Source organism: Microcystis sp. LEGE 00066 (assembly GCF_015207925.1).
GTDB classification, from domain to species: domain Bacteria; phylum Cyanobacteriota; class Cyanobacteriia; order Cyanobacteriales; family Microcystaceae; genus Microcystis; species Microcystis ichthyoblabe_A.
In genome coordinates, this window is sequence record NZ_JADEVX010000022.1 from 19529 (window position 1) to 38018 (window position 18490).

Annotated in this window: 18 protein-coding genes; 9 read left to right on the forward strand and 9 right to left on the reverse strand. The window is 41.5% G+C overall.

The window, feature by feature from the left end; translation table 11 throughout:
- Positions 1–144 precede the first annotated feature (144 nt).
- From IQ224_RS05250 to IQ224_RS23830, 4 genes are all read right to left on the reverse strand, one after another.
- Entirely contained in the window at positions 145–1950 is a 1806-nt protein-coding gene (locus IQ224_RS05250; RefSeq protein WP_194032656.1) for a hypothetical protein, read from the reverse strand.
- A gap of 540 nt (positions 1951–2490) precedes the next feature.
- On the reverse strand, positions 2491–2907 hold the full coding sequence (locus tag IQ224_RS05255; protein WP_002789552.1) for a DUF29 domain-containing protein: 417 nt from the start codon (positions 2905–2907) through the stop codon (positions 2491–2493).
- A gap of 336 nt (positions 2908–3243) precedes the next feature.
- Positions 3244–4029, reverse strand: a complete 786-nt coding sequence (locus tag IQ224_RS05260; RefSeq protein WP_194032657.1) for a chitinase — start codon at positions 4027–4029, stop codon at positions 3244–3246.
- A 421-nt stretch (positions 4030–4450) separates the two neighbouring features.
- The gene (locus IQ224_RS23830) at positions 4451–4606 is read right to left on the reverse strand and encodes a hypothetical protein (RefSeq protein ID WP_228036103.1); all 156 of its coding nucleotides are present in this window, start codon (positions 4604–4606) and stop codon (positions 4451–4453) included.
- Between the two features lie 216 nt (positions 4607–4822).
- Here IQ224_RS23830 and IQ224_RS05265 point away from each other — a divergent pair, with 216 nt between their 5' ends.
- The 3 genes from IQ224_RS05265 (at position 4823) to IQ224_RS05275 (ending at position 9006) form a co-directional block, all read left to right on the forward strand.
- Positions 4823–7198 (forward strand): glycogen-debranching protein, encoded by a 2376-nt coding sequence (locus IQ224_RS05265; protein ID WP_194032659.1) that lies wholly within the window; start codon positions 4823–4825, stop codon positions 7196–7198.
- Between the two features lie 79 nt (positions 7199–7277).
- Entirely contained in the window at positions 7278–7928 is a 651-nt protein-coding gene (locus IQ224_RS05270; protein WP_002747821.1) for a TVP38/TMEM64 family protein, read from the forward strand.
- Positions 7929–7998: 70 nt separating this feature from the next.
- Positions 7999–9006 carry a DnaJ C-terminal domain-containing protein gene (locus tag IQ224_RS05275; protein ID WP_002747824.1) on the forward strand — a complete coding sequence of 336 codons (1008 nt, stop codon included), beginning with the start codon at positions 7999–8001 and terminating at the stop codon, positions 9004–9006.
- Positions 9007–9135: 129 nt separating this feature from the next.
- Here the strand turns inward: IQ224_RS05275 and IQ224_RS05280 are convergent, their stop codons facing one another.
- Entirely contained in the window at positions 9136–9480 is a 345-nt protein-coding gene (locus IQ224_RS05280) for a hypothetical protein (protein ID WP_002756080.1), read from the reverse strand.
- 492 nt (positions 9481–9972) lie between these two features.
- On the opposite strand from IQ224_RS05280, the gene IQ224_RS05285 reads away from it, so the two are divergent.
- The 3 genes from IQ224_RS05285 (at position 9973) to IQ224_RS05295 (ending at position 13235) form a co-directional block, all read left to right on the forward strand.
- The gene (locus IQ224_RS05285) at positions 9973–10407 is read left to right on the forward strand and encodes a hypothetical protein (protein WP_002747830.1); all 435 of its coding nucleotides are present in this window, start codon (positions 9973–9975) and stop codon (positions 10405–10407) included.
- Positions 10408–10546: 139 nt separating this feature from the next.
- Positions 10547–12646: a tetratricopeptide repeat protein gene (locus tag IQ224_RS05290; RefSeq protein ID WP_228036104.1), complete on the forward strand. Its 2100-nt coding sequence runs from the start codon at positions 10547–10549 to the stop codon at positions 12644–12646.
- A gap of 325 nt (positions 12647–12971) precedes the next feature.
- Positions 12972–13235 carry a type II toxin-antitoxin system Phd/YefM family antitoxin gene (locus tag IQ224_RS05295; RefSeq protein WP_002748707.1) on the forward strand — a complete coding sequence of 88 codons (264 nt, stop codon included), beginning with the start codon at positions 12972–12974 and terminating at the stop codon, positions 13233–13235.
- A 295-nt stretch (positions 13236–13530) separates the two neighbouring features.
- On the opposite strand, the gene IQ224_RS05300 is transcribed toward IQ224_RS05295, so the two are convergent.
- Complete coding sequence (locus IQ224_RS05300; RefSeq protein WP_002748708.1) at positions 13531–13755, reverse strand: type II toxin-antitoxin system HicA family toxin; 225 nt, start codon at positions 13753–13755, stop codon at positions 13531–13533.
- Positions 13755–13967: a type II toxin-antitoxin system HicB family antitoxin gene (locus IQ224_RS05305; RefSeq protein ID WP_002748709.1), complete on the reverse strand. Its 213-nt coding sequence runs from the start codon at positions 13965–13967 to the stop codon at positions 13755–13757. Before IQ224_RS05305 ends, IQ224_RS05300 begins: the two co-directional genes overlap by 1 nt.
- 312 nt (positions 13968–14279) lie before the next feature.
- Between IQ224_RS05305 and IQ224_RS05310 the strand changes: the two genes are divergently transcribed.
- Together IQ224_RS05310 and IQ224_RS05315 are read left to right on the forward strand one after the other, a co-directional pair.
- Positions 14280–14489: a hypothetical protein gene (locus tag IQ224_RS05310; RefSeq protein ID WP_002748710.1), complete on the forward strand. Its 210-nt coding sequence runs from the start codon at positions 14280–14282 to the stop codon at positions 14487–14489.
- Complete coding sequence (locus tag IQ224_RS05315; RefSeq protein WP_002748711.1) at positions 14486–14740, forward strand: type II toxin-antitoxin system RelE/ParE family toxin; 255 nt, start codon at positions 14486–14488, stop codon at positions 14738–14740. Before IQ224_RS05310 ends, IQ224_RS05315 begins: the two co-directional genes overlap by 4 nt.
- A gap of 129 nt (positions 14741–14869) precedes the next feature.
- Here IQ224_RS05315 and IQ224_RS05320 read toward each other — a convergent pair whose 3' ends face one another.
- A complete protein-coding gene (locus tag IQ224_RS05320; RefSeq protein WP_194032658.1) occupies positions 14870–16063 on the reverse strand; it encodes a Coenzyme F420 hydrogenase/dehydrogenase, beta subunit C-terminal domain in 1194 nt (397 codons plus the stop codon).
- 114 nt (positions 16064–16177) lie between these two features.
- Positions 16178–17095: a histone deacetylase gene (locus IQ224_RS05325; RefSeq protein WP_002748714.1), complete on the reverse strand. Its 918-nt coding sequence runs from the start codon at positions 17093–17095 to the stop codon at positions 16178–16180.
- Between the two features lie 257 nt (positions 17096–17352).
- On the opposite strand from IQ224_RS05325, the gene IQ224_RS05330 reads away from it, so the two are divergent.
- Positions 17353–18222 (forward strand): alpha/beta fold hydrolase, encoded by an 870-nt coding sequence (locus IQ224_RS05330; RefSeq protein ID WP_002748715.1) that lies wholly within the window; start codon positions 17353–17355, stop codon positions 18220–18222.
- Positions 18223–18490: the final 268 nt, after the last annotated feature.

Consider the following 18490-nt stretch of genomic DNA (forward strand, 5'->3'; position numbering starts at 1 on the left):
GTTAAATCGCCTCGCAATAAATTGACGATGCTAATAGAAAACATTCGCTGAATTGAACTATAAAATCCAAGTTTTAACCAAGAAGGAAACAGCCTTGGGGGGGATCTTGGGGGTTGAAAGGGTAGTCCTTTTCCTCGCAACAGATTATTTTCCCTCCTCACCTTCAATCTCATCACCACCATCATTAGAATCTTGATCACTAGATTGGTTTTTCTGCTCAACCTGCTGGATTTTTTGATCAGATAAGGGGTTTGGCTGTGATTGTTGGGAGGTTGAGCCTTTTTGATTCACATCTACCTTTTGGCTGGTTGGTTGTTGGGTAATCTTAGGTGGAGTAGGCACAGTTGATTGATCTATACCAGAATTTCCATCATCAAGATTTTGAGAAGTATTTGGAGCATTATTGTCAGGCTGAAACTGAGAGGGAGGCTGGGGGTTTTCGCCGAATTTCTTGTCAGCAAATTGATCCTCTGAACCTTGCTGATCATTCTTCTGGTTCTTTAGTTCTTCTTTCTGCCTCTTTACTTCTTTCAGCTTTTCCATTCTCTGGGGCTTTATTTCTTCCCAATTTTTGATCAACTCTTGACGTTGTTTTGATCTCAGCCATTGATCACGACTTGTATACTTAATGTCTTCCAAAGCTTTAATAAACCGATGTTCTGGGTTGTTCTGATCAAGACGATCATAGTTTCCGGTTTTAATGTATTTTTTCAGAGGTGATTTATAGTCGTCAGCCCCGTTGTCAGGCTCAATAGCAGAGGACATTTGATTCAATATCCCTCTTATCTGTATTTCAGCGTTAGCGAAAGCACTAGGATCCTCACTGTTGTTAGCATTGTTCCAAATTTCCGCCATTTTTGGAAATGCTTGATCCATCATTGCTTTAATTTCCTTTGGTGAGGCCAGTTTATTATTTTGGGGTTGATCTTCTAACTGTTTTTGTTCATTCCCAACCTCTTGCTTAATCTCTGGCTTTAAAGATCGAATTTCTGCATCATATTCTTCTTTTTCGATATTTTCTAGGGATTCCTGTGCTTTTTTCTTCTGATCTTGCTTTTCATACCACTGCTCAATCACCGCAGCATCATATTGTTTGTCTTGAAAGTCGTCCTCAATCTTTTGCCGTGCTTGCTCACGCTCCTGTTGGCGTTGTTGTATAGACTGGTAAGCCCATCGCACCAGCTTGTAACCTCCATAGATTAAGGACCCGCCCACAACTAAACCCGCTAGACCTACCCCAACCCATGCCGCAGGATGAGTGTTGAGCCATGCTATTGTCTGTTTCAGCCAGCTTTCTGATTGCTGTTGATGCGGGTCTTCTCCGGATAAGCTGACAGTGGGTAAAGCCTCCGCATTCGCTGAACCGAGCGCCCCGAAGAAACTCTCTTGAGGAACATTTGCACCAGTTTGTAAAGTGCCTTGAAACCAGTTTCCTGTATATCCTGTGGGGGGATTAGGGTCTGTATTCACTTCGGGAGTATAGTAAAAGGTAATCTCTCCGGCGGTGCTATTACTCTCCAAGCCCCAAGATAGGATAGGATTAAGACTCCCATCGGATTCCACGCTCTTAAAGGTATAGTTCACTAGAGCTACCCCGTTCAGATAGGGGGTGATGTTCCCGTCAATATCCGGCAAAATAGCCAGAACAGGGGCAGCAATGGGGGGATTTTGTTGATAACTCTGTCCATAAATCCCTAGCCAATACCCGAGAGTGGTATTTTGCACGGCGACTAAAGCGCCATAGATTAAGGCTGGAGTGGTATCATAACCTTGCCCCTGTAACCAATCGGTGAGCCTAGTGGAGGCGTTGTCTTGTCCGTTAGCTTGTTGGGCTATATTGAGATAGCCTTGGGCAAGATTGTTATTAATGAGGAGTTCTTGTAAAAATTGGTTAGCGGCATCCCATTGAGCTTGGGTGGGAAGGTTTGGGGTTGAGGTAGTGCTAGTCATGTTTATTATCTCAATTGTACAAAAGTGAACTGAAAAACTTTAAATCCTGTAGATTACTCTGTTGGGTAGTTATTTGTAGGCAGCAGCAAATTCCCACAAAGCTTAAGCTTTTTCTGCTGTTGCCTGGGATAACTCCAATAGTGGATAATAACAACATACATACACAATCCCCCCCTGTCAAGTGCTATCCCTTATAGGGATCTTTCTTAACAATTTTGTCAGTAAGAACTCCAACCCTTATCCTGATTTGATTGCAGTTTTTTCTTTGTCATTAAGGGTGTCAACAAGGAATATTACAGATTGTTAAACGAGTCTTTAAAGTCCTGGGCTACAAAGGTTTGAAATGTTAAGAAAGATGTGACTAATGGACAGAAGTGGCCGAGACCAAAAATCAACTACCAAATCCGCTTGATAAAATCTAGTTTCGTAAGGGGGTGAGGAGTGAAGAGTGAGGAGTTATACCCCCACATTCTTCACTCTTAACTATTAACTTCTAACAATACCCTCTTTTTAAAGCCAGATTTGCTATAAGCTAGGTAGTTAAGGAAGTAAATCCTCAAGGTTGTAGGGACAAGTAGTTGGCAGATTTAGGTCATATTTAGCTAGGACAATTTCCACAGCATCCTGATAGATTTCAGAAAAATCTTTTTCGAGTTTGGGTTTCATTGAAGGACTTAACCGTCGTTTAATATTCTTCCTAAAAGCTACCATTTCTGAGCGCCAGTGGCGATCACACTCAGGTCGGTTAGCATAGTCTATTTTTAAACGATGTTCAATCTCTCTCATCAACAGACTAGCAACCGCACTGTAATCACTGCGTCCCAAGGCTTCGATCTCCTCAATGATGTTTTCCCAGTCCAATTCCTGGAAATTTTGCTCTCTTAAAGCTTGAGCTTGTTCGATTGTCCATTGATAGAAATCTGTCTCGTAAATCCGATCATTTGTTATCTGACTCATGGATTAAATAAACCCCAATAATCATTCTTTAATTGTTGCCAAAATCTCAACCCTTTTCCCCGTCCCCTTTTTCAAGCATCAGTTTAGCATACTAGGTTCGGTAGAGCTATTTTGGTTCTTCGTTACTTGGTCTGGTTTGATCGGGTGACATAAATCGACTAAATCCTTTAAATCCTTATCTAGCAAGAGTTCTATTGATTAGTTTGTTCTAGAGCAAAAACAATTGATAAAAATCGCAGCAATGTCTTTCTCTATAAGGATTTCATCTCTTATAACCCCGTCCATTGCATAGCACAAACCGAAGAGCCAAAATTAGCACCAGAAAGGTATTTATAGCTAAACAGGAAAAACTTTGATCGCTTTTTCGTAGTAAGCTTGACGATCAGCTAGTCCGTTAAGACCACCATTGACTCGTCGGGTGATTTCTTCCACTGTTGCACCGCGATCACAAAGAGCATTCATGTTATTGTTATGCCACCAAAAACCGCCACTGGTAAAAGGATAGGTGGTACTAACATAGTCAACTCCATCCATCACTTTCGGATCATGAATATAATTCGCAAAAGCTTGATAGTTACTGCGTCCCGTTAGTTGAATAACGCCTGCTCCCTTATATTTGGGACCATCTCCTGGATAAATATTTCCTAGGTCTTTCCGTCCGTTATACTCCTCACCGCTACCGAGTTCTTTCATCCATTTCAAGCCGCCACTTTCATGGGCAGTTTGGCTTAAAAAATGACACATTCGGGGGTGAGTGTTAATTTCAAAGCGATTTAAGCAAGAATTGAGGTCTGCTAATTGTCCATCGCTAATGACATTACCATAGATAGATTCGGCTTGAGCTTTGGAGATTAAATTATTACCCCCTGGTAATTCTTTAAGTTCTAGTAAAAGTTTCGCCGAAGATGCGCCCAAGGTATCCAATTCGCCTTCTTTGATTTTTTGTTTGAATTGTTCAAAGGCTTGTTTTGTTTGGGGTCCATAAATGCCATCAACACCATGAGCAGGAAGTAATCCGAAAACTTGCAAACGGGTCTGAACTTCTCGGCAAAGTTCCGAGTCTCCTGCTAAGGAATCAATAGGTTTAACGAGGTTTTGTTGAATGATGTCTTCTAATTTCATGGTGTTTATTTCCTGGTTCAGATTTTCCGATGGTGATCGCTGAGTTAATTAAGACTAAAAAACTAAGATAGTTGAGCCTCCATTGTGTCTAAATCCTGATCAGATAGGTTTAGAGTATCAGATAAATTGTTAGTCAGTGACCCCTCAATATTGAGTAAATTAAAATAGGCTTGAATAGGTAGAAAATAAGCCTCTTAAAAAAACTGTTTCATTGCCGTTGTTTGTGATTTTGTCAATATACTATATTGCCCTTTCATAGCCAAAGTTCTTGGATTAAGGTGCTGATAATTACAGTTTTTAACCTTTTAAATTTGTTTGTTTACCAGTAGAGAAATTTGTCAAGATTTAGCAATATTACAGGGTTGGTAAAGGGGGGGGGATTTGAGCAAGTTGGGTGGTATCCAGGCATAGGGAACAATGTCTAAACTATTCCATAATCGGCTGGAAAGATTGAGTCCTGGCTCTGTCGTTTCATAGTAATTAGCCAAGTCTTGATCGCCAAGGGTTGCACCGGCAGAAAATTGCGGATAAACCTTGACTTGTTTGCCTTTTGGGTTCCAGCTTGTCTGATTCTCATAATTAGATAGGGGATTGTCGGGAGGAGCAACTTTATGAGATGCTTAAGTTCTGCAGCTAAAAGTTATGCCTATGTCAGCCCCCCCATCCTCAACCATTTGAGTAACTAAGTCAATGGATTAAGCCCAGAAACGTTGAATTTCGTCATAAAAATTTACATTCAAGAGCATACTAAATCTATACTTTAGACAGTCATAATCTGAGATTTATGAAACTTATGAAATCGGAGAGTGAGATCGGTCAAAATCATCCCCAATCTGGTAATTATGCCCCCCTAGATAGCCATCTTTGGGCCGATGCCACCTATCCCCTCGGAGCGCATTATCGGGGCGATAGCGTCACCTTTGCCGTCTATTCTAAAAATGCCAGTCAGATTCTTCTGGAAATCTACGATCGCCGGACGGGAGAAAACGCTAAGTATGATTACTGGTTGACAAAAAACCCAAATGATGATATATGGCGGGCAAAAATCGCTGGTATTGGCCACGGCAGTTACTATGCTTTTCGCTGTTGGGGTTCCAATTGGCAATTTGATCAAAAATGGCAAAGAGGTCACAGTAACGCCGGTTTTCAGGCAGATGTGGACGATTTCGGCCATCGTTTTAACCCCAATAAAGTCCTCTTCGATCCCTACGCGCGAGAACTTTCCCACGACCTTGAAACCCCGGCCATGATCGCAGCCGGAGAAAATGCTGGAATCTATGCCACGGGAGAAGGGGACTACAAAGGAGTGATCCGGCGGCAATACGATACAGGTAAATGGTCGCCCAAAGGCATTGTGATCGCGCCAGATGGGACTTCTACCGGTACTCGTCCCCGTCTGGGGTCCGAAAAAGCGATCATTTACGAGGCCCATGTGCGCGGTTTAAGTAATCACCCCTCCGCTAGTCGTTTAGAAAACATTCTCAAGGGAATTACAGGTTTTGAGGAAGTGGCCAACGTTCCCGACCAGTACAGAGGAACTTATGCAGGGGCCGGCTATATGGCCAAATACCTGAAAGCGCTAGGATTTACCACGATCGAACTCTTACCGGTCCAGGAAACCGCTAACGATAATAACCCCGATGATCGCCCCGGCGGTAACTATTGGGGTTACATGACCTTTGGTTATTTCGCTCCCGATCGCCGTTATGCTTATGATCGCTCCCCCGGTGGACCGACCAGAGAATTTAAGGCCATGGTCAAAGCTTTCCACGACCAAGGTATGGAAGTTTATCTCGATGTGGTCTATAACCACACCGGAGAAGGGGGCAATTGGGGCAGCAACGATGTCACCGGATTTGTTAGTTTTGGTGGTTTTGATGTGGTGGAATACTATCAACTCAGCGACGAACATTATCTAGTTGATGGGGCCACTGGCTGCGGAAATCAATTAAACTTTTCCCATATTGTCACCTGTAATCTGGTTCTTGATTCCCTCATCTATTGGTTAGAAACCATGGGAGTTGATGGTTTTCGTTTTGATCTGGCCCCTGTCCTCGGTCGAACTCCTTCTAGTCATGAACGAGAAGATTGGCACAAGCAAAAACAATTCTTTCCTAAACATCCTTTGCTAGAAAAGATCGAGCAATTAGGCAAGAAATACGATGCTGAAATGATCGCCGAAGCTTGGGATATCTGGGGTTACGAAGTAGGTAATTTCCCAACGGGTTGGGGCGAGTGGAATGGCCGTTATCGCGATGCAATCCGGCGTTTTTGCAAGGGAGATGGTAATACTTTTAAATTCATCGAACAGGTGAACGGAGATTATCACAATTTTCATGACCAAGGCGGACCACACAAATCGATCAGTTTTATTGTTGCCCACGATGGTTTTACCCTGATGGATTTGGTCAGTTATAACAATAAAAATAACCTCAATCCCTGGCCTTTTGGTCCTTCCGATGGCGGCAATAATAATAACGATTCTTGGGATTCTGGCGGTAATCAGGCCTTACGTCGCCAAAGATTACGCAACTTTTGGACGATTCAATTTTTATCTCGCGGTGTTCCCATGACTGTCTGGGGTGATGAATTTGGCCGCACTCAAAATGGTAATAATAATCCCTACAATATTGATAGTGTGGCCACTTGGAATAATTATGATATGATTGCCACCCGTTCACCCCATCTACTGCCCACCGGTTATCGGGAAGCTTATCACAATAATTTTGGCACGGGAACTAATCAAGAAGAACGCAATCCTTTATTTATTTTTGCCGCTTATATTGCTCACTTAAGAAACAATCATATAGCACTCAAACAGCGCCGCTATGGCGATATGGTTCTCGATGCGGGCAATAGTGTCACCTATTTATTTAAAAAACCCGATGGGGTTAGCGATTTAACTGCCCATGCTCGCTGTATTTGGTTTTTAATTGATGGTAGTGCCGTCGGTGATCACGATTTTTTGGTGTTAATTAATATGTATCATCTGCCGGTGGATTTTCGTCTTCCCTCCCCAGGCAATAATTATCGTTGGGTAAGACTTATTGACACGGCAGCTTGGGCAGAAACCAATTATAATTGTTGGTCTGTGGAGCAAGGAGCAGTAATTGCCGATCGCTATAAAGTCAATGGTTTTTCGATCGTGGTTCTCGAGGAGATTAACTGAATTTTTGGCAATAGGGAAATATAAACCCCTATTGCATCTTATGTTTTATAACCCGCACTTAGCCCAAAATTGCCGTTAAATGTCTAAAACTAAAAGTAGTGTTATTATCCTAACCATAATTTGTATTATCGCCACAGCGATGGGAGTTTATCTAATCGGTGGTATCGACTCCCAACAATTACAGATCTGGTTAAAACAAATGGGAATTATGGCCCCCATTTTGTATATTATTGTCTATACGATCGGGACAATTTTAATCCTACCTTCTACCCCCTTAAACCTCAGTGGTGGCGCGATCTTTGGGGTAGTTATGGGAACAGTTTGGACAACGATCGCCGCTTTGGTGGCCGCTATAGTTGCCTTTGCTTTTACCCGTACTATTGGCCGGGAATATACCGCCAAAAAATTTCAGGGAAAATGGCAAGCGATCGATGCAGAAATGCAGCAAGGCGGCCTATTTTATATGTTTGCTATCCGTCTATTACCGATTATTCCCTACGGTATCGTTAACTTTGTTGCGGGATTAACTTCTATCCGTTTTCGCGATTATTTCATCGGTACTTTATTAGGCACTGTCCCCGGAATTTTACCCTTTGTCATGATGGGTGCGGGTTTAAAATCTTTGGGAAAAGGCGATATACTGCCCCTAATGGTGGCTTTTACCCTCATTGCTCTGTTAGTAGGTGTGGGAACTTGGTATCGTCGTCGTCGGCAATTCCCCTTTCAGTGATCAGCGATAAAATTAAGTTAAATTAGGAATATACCGACTGAATCCCCATTGCTAAGGAGATAGCGTATCGATGCCTGCCGCAGATTATAAAGATTATTATGCCGTTCTGGGAGTAGGTAAAACTGCCAGCGCTGAAGAAATTAAAAAAGCTTTTCGCAAATTAGCTGTCAAATATCACCCCGATCGCAATCCTAACAATAAAAGCGCCGAAGAACGTTTTAAAGAAATTAGCGAAGCTTACGAAGTCCTCTCCGATAGCGAAAAACGCCAAAAATACGATCAATTTGGACAATATTGGCAACAGGCCGAGCGATCGAATTGGCCAGGTGGTAATGGGGGGGTTGACTTTGGTTCCGACGGTTTTGACTTTAGCCAGTACAGCACCTTTGATGATTTTATCAATGAACTGCTCGGTCGCATGGGGCGCTCCGGCGGTACTCGCCCCAGTTCCCATTCCTACGGGACTCCGGGGAGAGGATTTGGCGATTTTAGCAATTTTAACGACTTTGCCGGCGCTCGTACTCCACCGCAATCCGTCACTTCTGGTGTCTCCACCGCTAAACTGCGTCTGACTTTTGCGGAAGCTTTACGAGGAGTACAAAAACGGGTTAATTTAGCCGGAGAAATGATCGATATCAAAATCCCCCCAGGAACCAAAACCGGTAATCGTCTCCGGGTACGGGGTAAAGGACTAATCGATCCCTTGAGTAAACAACGGGGAGATCTATTTCTCGATGTGGAATTAGAACCCCATCCTTTCTTTACTTTTGAAGGCGATAATTTAACCTGTGAAGTGCCGATTACCCCCGATGAGGCAGTTTTAGGCACAGCGATTGAAGTTCCTACCCCCGATGGCCTGGTGACGGTAAAAGTTCCCGCCGGTATTCGTTCCGGTCAATCCCTGCGCTTACGCGGCAAAGGTTGGATCGATAATAAAGGACAACGCGGCGATCAATTAGTCAAAATTGTCATCGATACTCCCAAAGAATTAACGGCGATCGAACGGGAATTATACGAGAAAATTAAATCTCAGCGTACCACCGATCCCCGTCGTCATCTCAGACAGGTGCAAATTTAAGTCCCTAGCTAGGGTTTGCCAAAACAGTTTTTCTTGGTCCTGATTACTGTCTCTGGGGTTTATAAGTGGTTAGGTGTTAAAACTCGTCAGTTCCCCCCCTTATCAAGGGGGGATTAAGGGGGGATCGATCTAGAATTTAACCTTACTAGCCAACCAATTAGTAATTAATTTGGGGCTATTTTTTTTCACCCAATAGAGAGCATAAATTCTGAATATAGGCTTAGAAAAACGAGCGATCGCTTTCATAATAAAATTTAAGTAACGACTATGAAACTTTTTATTAATTAAATTTAACGAACCCACATCGTAAAGACAGTCGATGATAATCCTAAAAGTTGTTTCCTCTCTTTGGAATAAACTATCTATTAACAATAGCACTTCCTGAATCCGTTGCTGTTTAAGCTGTTCCTCTTCGGAAACAGCCGAGAGAATCTGCTGCTGCTTAGATAATTTACTATCCGATGGGGTTAACATGATATGGTAAGGAAAAAATTAACTTGTTTTGATTTTATCCCTATTTGCCGATTTTGCAAGACCAAACCCCCCATCTATCCCCATTTTTACGATAACACGGCTCTTTCCTCTCCCATGCCGTCTTGACTGTGGTTGCTGTGATTGTGTCATGGACTGTGATTGATTATTGATAAAAGGTTGCTGAATACAATATAATCATAGTATTCATTCAATCATTTCAATCACAGTTTAGACTTATTATGGGAATCTTCTAGGTTCTGTGTGATAAGCTTAACTTACAATATAATCGATCGATCTTTGTGTCCTTTGTGTCTTTGTGGTTCCTTCCCATAATCGATCGATCTTTGTACCCTTTGTATCTTTGCAGTTCCTTCCAACCTCTCCCCAGAAGGAATGCATCTTAGAACACATTTTACCCACCAAATCCAAGAGAGCCAAAAATCAAAACCCAATAATATAATAAAGTAAACCCTCATCACCCCGATTTTATCTATGGACCCTCTTACAGGAGCAGCGATCGCAGTTAGCTCGATTATTGCCACTAAAGCGCTAGAGAAAACTGGTGAAAAAGTGGCAGAAAAGGTTTGGCAACAAACAGAAAAATTTCTCACTTCCCTGAAACAAGCTTCCCCAGATACTGTCACCGCAATTGAAAAAGCACCCGAACAACCTTTAGATTATGGACAAGCAATTCTGGAGGTGGAATCTGCTGCTAAAACCAGTCCCGAATTAAGCCAAATTATAACCGAGTTGGTTGACATTGTAGAAGCCGAACCTTTACCTAATTTAAAGGATATTCTTAACAATATTGCTAAGGCTTTGCAATCTCAATCCTCTGGACAAAAAACCTATATCAAAACCATTGAAAAAATTGTTAATTTTTCTCAAAGGGACATTAATATTAATGAACAAAATATCACCATGTAATGTCTTCAGCGCGTGCAATGCACCCCGACGGAACCGAAAAAAATGTTATTGTAGGGGCGAATTGCGTTCGCCCTTCCCCTTTTGATGTGTTAATATTGCATAAGTAAATATTTTTTTATCACAGCATTATGTTACCAATATGGATCAAAAAATAGTCAATTCTGCTCAACGCGATATCAATATTGACAAGCAAAATATTTATAATTATCCGCCTAACCAAGAGCCTCCTCAACCCAATCCTCACAATTTATCTAATAGTAATATCCCTAAATTTGTTGGTAGGGATCAGGAATTAATTGACTTAAAAAAGCAACTACAACAATCCCAAACTCTTGCTATCTCTACCTTAACGGGAATGGGAGGCATAGGTAAAACCGAACTAGCCCGACAGTTTGGCTGGCAACAATGGCAGGAAAAAGCCTATCCCGGGGGTATATGTTGGTTAAATGTGGCAACTCGCCAACCCGTTGATATCGGTACTTCCATTTTAGATTTTGCGCGGTTACATCTCAAATTAACTTTACCGGATGAGGGAGAATTAGAGGAAAAAATTCGCTATTGCTGGCAAAACTGGTTAGCGGGAAATGTCCTAATTATCTTTGATGATGTACAGGAATATCAGCAAATCAAAGATTATTTACCACCGCAAGAAGAGAAACGCTTTCAGGTTTTAATTACCACTCGCAAAGAATATTTATCAGCGACAATTACAACTTTTCGGGTAAAAGTGCTAAAAGAAGAAGATGCACTTGATTTATTGCGTTCCTACCTTGCAGATAACAGAATTGACACACAAATCGAAGCAGCTAAATTATTATGCCAAGACTTAGGTTATTTACCCTTGGCGTTAGAATTGGTGGCAAGATTGCTAAAACGACGACAGGATTGGAAAATTAGCAAAATACGGGATAAATTAGCCGAAAAAGGCTTAGATGAGCCAATCTTAGACAAAAATCCCAAGTTTCATGGGGAAATGACTGCGGAAAGAGGGTTAAAAGCTGCCTTTAATCTCAGTTGGGACGAATTGAACAGCGCACCAGAAGCCCAAATTTTGGCACTTTACCTCAGTTTATTCGCTCTTGCGCCCTTTCCCAAAGAAATGATTCTGGATTTATTTCCCGATGAAGATGGGGATACAGTGGAGGAATGGTTAACCGATAGCTTAGTTCACCTGAGCTTAGTTCAGGATAATCGTGATGGTTGGCACGAAATTCATCCCCTGTTGCGTCGCTACTTTCGGGATAAGTTAGAAGCATCACCCCACGCAGAACCCGCAAAACGCCGTTATTGTGAGATTATGGCGAAGAAATCGGCGGAAATGCCATATAATCCGACTCTGAAAAAAGTTGAAGAATTTAAACCTTTCCTTCCCCATCTGCAAGCATCTGTCAAGGAATATTCAGAATATATTGCTGATGAGGATTTATTTTGGTCCTATACAGGTTTAGCTCGGTATTATCAAGGACAAGGATTGTATGCTACTGCTGAACCCTACTATCAAGATTGTTTAACCGCAACTCGAACCCACTTAGGAGACAATCATCCCTCTGTGGCAAGTTCCCTCAACAATTTAGCAGGATTGTACCTTTCCCAAGGCAGGTACACAGAAGCGGAACCTCTCCTTGTAGAAGCATTAGATTTGAAAAAACAACTCTTAGGAGACAATCATCCCCATGTGGCAACTTCCCTCAACAATTTAGCAGAATTATACCGTTCCCAAGGCAGGTACACAGAAGCGGAACCTCTCTATCTACAAGCATTAGATTTGCATAAACAACTCTTAGGAGACAATCATCCCGATGTGGCAAGTTCCCTCAACAATTTAGCAGCATTGTACGATTCCCAAGGCAGGTACACAGAAGCAGAACCTCTCTATCTACAAGCATTAGATTCGAGAAAACGACTCTTAGGAGACAATCATCCCTCTGTGGCAAGTTCCCTCAACAATTTAGCAGAATTATACCGTTCCCAAGGCAGGTACACAGAAGCAGAACCTCTCCTTGTAGAAGCATTAGATTTGAGAAAACAACTCTTAGGAGACAATCATCCCGATGTGGCAACTTCCCTCAACAATTTAGCAGGATTGTACGAATCCCAAGGCAGGTACACAGAAGCAGAACCTCGCTATCTAGAAGCGATTAATATTGCTACCCAAGCTTTAGGGGAGAATCACCCTAATACTGTTACAATTCGGGAAAACTTACAAATAATGCGACAACAGCAACATCCATCGCCTTAACTGTGATTTATGGGATTATGGGATAGACTATAATTGATCATTGATAAAGACTTGCCAAATACAACACAATCATAGCATTCACTCAATCATTCAAATCACAACTTAGAAAAACGTAGGGTGCGTTAGACGGCCAAAATTTCTGCTTTAACTTCAAGCTAACAATCCGTCGTAACGCACCACCACCATTGACTGTGATTGGAATGATTGAATGATGAACTACAATGATGGATAATTATAGGAGTATGCTGTCTGGACTGTGATTAGGTGAGATTGTTAAATCCCTACAATAATTTTTATTATTTCATCATCAAAAAAAGGATTAATTATGATCAAAAAAATTAAAATAGCCGATGCTCAAACCGATTTACAGAGTCTCGTTAAATCGGTTACAGAAGATAACAAAATTTATGCCATTGAGAATCAGGAAGATTCTGTAATTTTGATTTCCCAAAAAAACTATGAAAGTTTACAAGAAACCATCGAATTACTATCTATTCCCGACTTAAGAGAAAGCTTACAACTATCTCTACAGCAAATTAATGAAAATGAAACCTATTCTCTTGAGGAAGTGTTGGGAGACATTGATTAATGGTTTATGAAGTCAGCATACAAAACAATCATAGTATTCATTCAATCATTCCAATCACAGTTTAGACTGATGATGAACAGAAGTTAATCTATATTCATCGTGCTAAAACCCATTATGGCGAATAAACTAGACCTTGAAAATCCGTGAAAAGAGGGTCTGTAGGCGCACGGATTTTCCATTATGAATACAGTATCATGTCAAGTCGCCTTTGTCAAGTAGGTTTCTAGTCAAAAGGGACTAAGATTTTTTGTATTATATTTAGCCAGGGAACATTAAGCTTAAATCAAGATTGAAATTACAGCAGACGAATAAATTCTTCTTGTGTCAGTTCAGCATCGCGTAAAATTTTTAAGAGTAATCCTTTCCCGACAGTTTTCCCCCGATGAACCGGTACGGTGACAACTCTTCCATCTTCATGTTTTAAGCGCAGATGACTTCCTTTTTGTCGGATAGATTGAAACCCTATTCTCGTTAAAGCTTTGATAACTTCATCACCTGTTACTACCGGTAATTTTGGCATCAGATAGACACCTTTTCAATTCCAACAAACTCCGGTACATCTTCAGGATTGTCATCTTCCAAGCAAAGTTCAATCACTTCTCTGATATTCTCCATCAATTCATCAATCGTTTCCCCTTGACTGTAACAACCCCGAAGTTGAGGAACTTCCCCAACATAATATCCATCCTCATCTCGTTCAATGACAACATAAAACTCTCTTTGATGGTTCATGGTTATCAATCCTTAAAAAAATTATCGCTATCTAAGCGATTATTGAGACTTGAAAATAGGGTCTGTAGGCGCACGGATTTTCCATTATAAATATAATATCATGTCAAGTCGCCTTTGTCAAGAGAAAATCTAACAACATTCAGACAAACGTTATTGTAGGGGTAATTCATCAATTACCCCTACACCTATTACCTAGTCCAGTAACCCACCACCACCATTGACAGTGATTGGAATGATTGAATGATGAACTATAATTGAATTAATCACTGATTACTGCTCACTGATTACTGCTCACTGATAACTGATAAAGCTATGACACTAAAAGAACAACTAATTAAAGAAATCGAGCAGACACCTGACACCCTTTTGACTCAATTACTTGACTTTTTACTCTTTATCAAAGAACGACATACTGAAATAGAAATTACAGAAGAAGAGCAAGCTAACATAATCGCTTCTGAATCAGCTTATCAAGCAGGAGACTATCTAACCCTCGAAGAATATGAGGCAACCCAAGGGTGAACTACAGAGTTATTATTCCGAAACCAGTTCAAAAACAACTAAACAACTTACCCAAACAACAACGCGAACGCTTAATTACTGCCATTAGACTACTTACCGATACACCTCGTCCTAGCGGAGTCAAGAAACTCAAAGGATATGATGACACCTACCGAATTAGAATAGGGGATTACCGCATCATTTATAGAATTCAAGATAAGGAAATGCTTATTATCATATTGAGTAGTATTCATCGAAAAGATGCTTATTGAACCTCTGTAACATCTTCCTTCAACAATATTAGCATTATTATATTATTTTTAAGAAAGGTACAAATCAGCTAAAAATCTTAAGAAAGCGGGGTAATTTTTCTCTATTACCCCGCCCAAGCAAGTGAATAATTAATCGGGCAATTTATACTGTTCCACAATCTTTTTAGCATATTCAGGAACATGGTTCGCTAATTTTTCAGGATAATTACGTTTAACATAAAGGTAATTACGGGTAAAGTGAGAATCGATGGAAAAGCGAGCATATTCTAAACCTTTAGGCCCAATTTTTTCAATTACTACTCCCATCATTTTTGCCGCCCACATCGGCAAGGTTACACCTTTATCATAGGCAGGAATGCTATTTTGTACCGCCTGTTTTCTATCACCACTAGACATAACATCTTGGGTATTTAATTGATCTTTAACTAACTCTAACATTTCCTTGCCCGTATCATTACGAACGACAATCCATTGCCAGCCAAAAGGTGCGCCCATATAGCCCACAACCAAATCGGCAAGGGAGTTAACATAATCAAAACAAGTCATACAGGAAGGGGCAAAAACATCTTTTAACTTATTAGTCTTTAAGCCAAAAAAAGGAACCATTTCGATCGATCCGTCTTCGTGTTGAAAGTGTACCCGAAAATCCTGCATAAATTCGTAGTGAACCACAGTTTCTGGGGAACGACTGGTGGTTTCTAAAAACTTTTGTAGTCCTGAGCGGGTGACATTATCGACGCAGGGAGTTCCTAAGACATATAACTTTTCTAAGCCTAATTTTTTTTCTACTGCTCTTAGGGCTTGAATTTGACAACCAACTCCGATAACTAATAACCGTTTCATGCCCGATTTTTCAATTTCTTCTAGGACTGATAAATTAGGAGAAAGAGTCGGTTTATTAACTTTAGCGGCGAGAATTTCTTCAGTGGTACGGGCGAGAATCGGTTGCGGTTGAAAGCGATCCTCGGCGGTATTCTGCACACAAACCACCCCTTCTACTAAACCACGATCGAGCATTTCACAGGCAATTGTGCTGACGATTCCTGTCCATTGCGCCCCAGGGATAGCTTGTTTTTTCTTGGCAGCCATCATCTCTTGATGAACGCCAAAATAGAGATCATTTTCCTGATTTAGATCGCGACTTTTGCCGTGTGCTGCTGCTTCTAAATCGGCGATTTGTTGATGGAGAAAAGCACAAGCGTCTTTAACATAGTGAATGTAATAAGTGTCACAAAGTCCGCACTCGCTACACAATTCTTTGGCAGGACGACGACTATTGGGCTTGAGGGCTTTGGCTTTTAGGTGGGGCGCAAGGGAGTTCATAATCTTAAAAGGCAACTAGGTCAAGGGTTTTTTCTATCGATCGTTTACCTTACCGCATTAGATCGCTTTGTTAGCAATCTTTTTAAAGAAATGTAACGATTACCCAGATTAGGATCAGAGCAAAGCTTCTAAGGTGGCGACGACGGAAGCCGCTAAAGTTTCTAAATCATAACCACCTTCTAAGCCGAAAAGCAGCGGTTTATTAAGAGTTAAGAGGTATTTGGTTAAAATTCCATAATCCTGTGGGTGTAAACAAATTCCCGCCAGAGGATCCGCTTGATTGGCATCATATCCAGCACTAACAATCACTAAATCCGGTTGAAAATTTTTCAGAAAAGGTATGACTTGCCCCTCAAAATGTTCTTGATAATCTTTAATCGTACTTCCTGACGGTAAGGGAATATTCAAAACATTATTAAACTCCCCTTTTTCTCTCGCTTCTCCCGTGCCGGGATAAAAGGGGAATTGATGGAGGGAACAATAGGCAATCTGGGGATGATTTTCGACTATATCCTGGGTGCCATTGCCGTGATGCACGTCCCAATCAAGAATCGCTACTTTTTGCACTCTTTTGTTTTCTAAAGCATAATAAGCGGCAATAGCAGCATTAGAAAACAGACAGAAACCCATGCCATAATTAGAAGTGGCATGATGTCCGGGAGGACGGGCTAAAATAAAGGTAGGATCGCTGGTGGATAAGACTCGATCGACTCCATCTAACCAGCCACTAACCGCTAGTAACGCCACATCGTAACTACGCGTAGAAACGGGAGTATCGGCATCCAATCTTCCTCCGCCCTGTTGACAAATTCGCCGCAATCTATCAACATAATCTTGATTATGAACTTGTTTGATCAAAGGAATTACTTCGTCACGAATTTCGAGCGGTGTGGGTAAATGCCATGTTAGTTTTGACTGCCATTCTGTTTGTTTTAAAGCCTCGACAATTGCCGTTAAACGCGCCGCTTTTTCAGGATGGTAAATACCTGTATCGTGATCGAGAAATTCATCGGAATAGATAATCGAGATCATAATCAAATTACTGCTTAAGTAGCTGGTTATAATTAAATTGAAGATAGATTTTTGGTTCGATCCCCCCTGCCGATAGGCGGGGGGATCTGACAGTTTTTAACACCTAACTGCTTAACTCGCTGGTTTTTGAGCAACCTAATGGTTTCAATCTACCAGAAAAACAGGGGCTTGAGCGGCTATAGTGAAAAAACTTTACTGATTGGGTCACTTTTGCCGGATGATGCAATTATCTCCCCCTAAGGTGACAGGAAGCAAAAATGCTGACAAATTTTCGGAAATTTCAGCTAGAAGTTAATGGCATTACTATCAATGGTGTCAAAGGTGGGTGCGGTTTTCCGCTGCTTTTGCTGCATGGTTATCCCCAAACCCATCAAATGTGGCATAAAATCGCCCCCCGATTAGCGGCCAATTTTACGGTGATCGCCACGGATCTGCGCGGCTACGGGGATAGCGATAAACCCTTACCCCTAGAGGATTCTAGCAATTATTGCAAGCGGGTGATGGCCCTCGATCAGGTGTTGCTGATGGAAAAATTGGGTTATCAGGAGTTTTATCTGATCGGCCACGATCGAGGGGCGCGAGTTTCCCACCGTCTCGCCCTTGATTTTCCCGAAAAGGTCAAAAAACTCGTTTTACTCGATATAGCACCGACGCTGGCGATGTACGAGGCTACTGATCAAACTTTTGCCACTGCCTACTATCATTGGTTTTTCTTGATTCAGCCTTCCCCTTTTCCCGAAACCCTGATCGCCGCTAATCCCGATTATTATCTGCACCATTGCTTGCAAAGTTGGGGGCGAGATTTTGGCGCTTTTACAGAGGAAGCTTTGGGGGAATATCGGCGTTGTTTTCGAGATTTAAGGACGATAACCGCCACCTGTGCTGATTATCGGGCCGCCGCTACTATCGATTTAGAGCATGATCGTCAGGATCTAGACCGGAAAATTTCCTCTCCCCTCTTGGTTCTTTGGGGAAAAAAAGGTTTTATTGCACGTCAATACGATGTGATCGCTCTTTGGCAGCAGCGAGCTAATCAAGTGACGGGACAGGCGATCGCCAGTGGTCATTTTTTACCGGAAGAGGCACCGGAAGAGACAGCACAGGCGATCGAGGATTTTCTCGGCTAAGTAATACTAAATCCTGTTATTAAAAACTGATTATTTATTCTCCGTTTTGCATGAGTGCCTGTCCTGATATGTAGCCTAAGTAGCTGGTTATAATTAAATTGAAGATAGATTTTGTCTTTGATCCCCCCTGCCCCCCTTGATCTATCCATTAGTCACATCTTTCTTAACATAAAATTTGACAAAAAGAGAAAAGTGTGCAAGATGGCTCAAGGAGGTTCTATGGGGGGACTAATTTGATGAGATAGTTTCCAAGTCTGGCTGATATCAT

Bases quoted from the DNA above. Each gene is read 5' to 3' on its own strand.
- IQ224_RS05250 (WP_194032656.1), bottom strand. From the start codon at position 1,950: ATGACTAGCACTACCTCAACCCCAAACCTTCCCACCCAAGCTCAATGG.
- IQ224_RS05255 (WP_002789552.1), bottom strand. From the start codon at position 2,907: ATGAGTCAGATAACAAATGATCGGATTTACGAGACAGATTTCTATCAA.
- IQ224_RS05260 (WP_194032657.1), bottom strand. From the start codon at position 4,029: ATGAAATTAGAAGACATCATTCAACAAAACCTCGTTAAACCTATTGAT.
- IQ224_RS23830 (WP_228036103.1), bottom strand. From the start codon at position 4,606: ATGAGAATCAGACAAGCTGGAACCCAAAAGGCAAACAAGTCAAGGTTT.
- IQ224_RS05265 (WP_194032659.1), top strand. From the start codon at position 4,823: ATGAAATCGGAGAGTGAGATCGGTCAAAATCATCCCCAATCTGGTAAT.
- IQ224_RS05270 (WP_002747821.1), top strand. From the start codon at position 7,278: ATGTCTAAAACTAAAAGTAGTGTTATTATCCTAACCATAATTTGTATT.
- IQ224_RS05275 (WP_002747824.1), top strand. From the start codon at position 7,999: ATGCCTGCCGCAGATTATAAAGATTATTATGCCGTTCTGGGAGTAGGT.
- IQ224_RS05280 (WP_002756080.1), bottom strand. From the start codon at position 9,480: ATGTTAACCCCATCGGATAGTAAATTATCTAAGCAGCAGCAGATTCTC.
- IQ224_RS05285 (WP_002747830.1), top strand. From the start codon at position 9,973: ATGGACCCTCTTACAGGAGCAGCGATCGCAGTTAGCTCGATTATTGCC.
- IQ224_RS05290 (WP_228036104.1), top strand. From the start codon at position 10,547: ATGGATCAAAAAATAGTCAATTCTGCTCAACGCGATATCAATATTGAC.
- IQ224_RS05295 (WP_002748707.1), top strand. From the start codon at position 12,972: ATGATCAAAAAAATTAAAATAGCCGATGCTCAAACCGATTTACAGAGT.
- IQ224_RS05300 (WP_002748708.1), bottom strand. From the start codon at position 13,755: ATGCCAAAATTACCGGTAGTAACAGGTGATGAAGTTATCAAAGCTTTA.
- IQ224_RS05305 (WP_002748709.1), bottom strand. From the start codon at position 13,967: ATGAACCATCAAAGAGAGTTTTATGTTGTCATTGAACGAGATGAGGAT.
- IQ224_RS05310 (WP_002748710.1), top strand. From the start codon at position 14,280: ATGACACTAAAAGAACAACTAATTAAAGAAATCGAGCAGACACCTGAC.
- IQ224_RS05320 (WP_194032658.1), bottom strand. From the start codon at position 16,063: ATGAACTCCCTTGCGCCCCACCTAAAAGCCAAAGCCCTCAAGCCCAAT.
- IQ224_RS05325 (WP_002748714.1), bottom strand. From the start codon at position 17,095: ATGATCTCGATTATCTATTCCGATGAATTTCTCGATCACGATACAGGT.
- IQ224_RS05330 (WP_002748715.1), top strand. From the start codon at position 17,353: ATGCTGACAAATTTTCGGAAATTTCAGCTAGAAGTTAATGGCATTACT.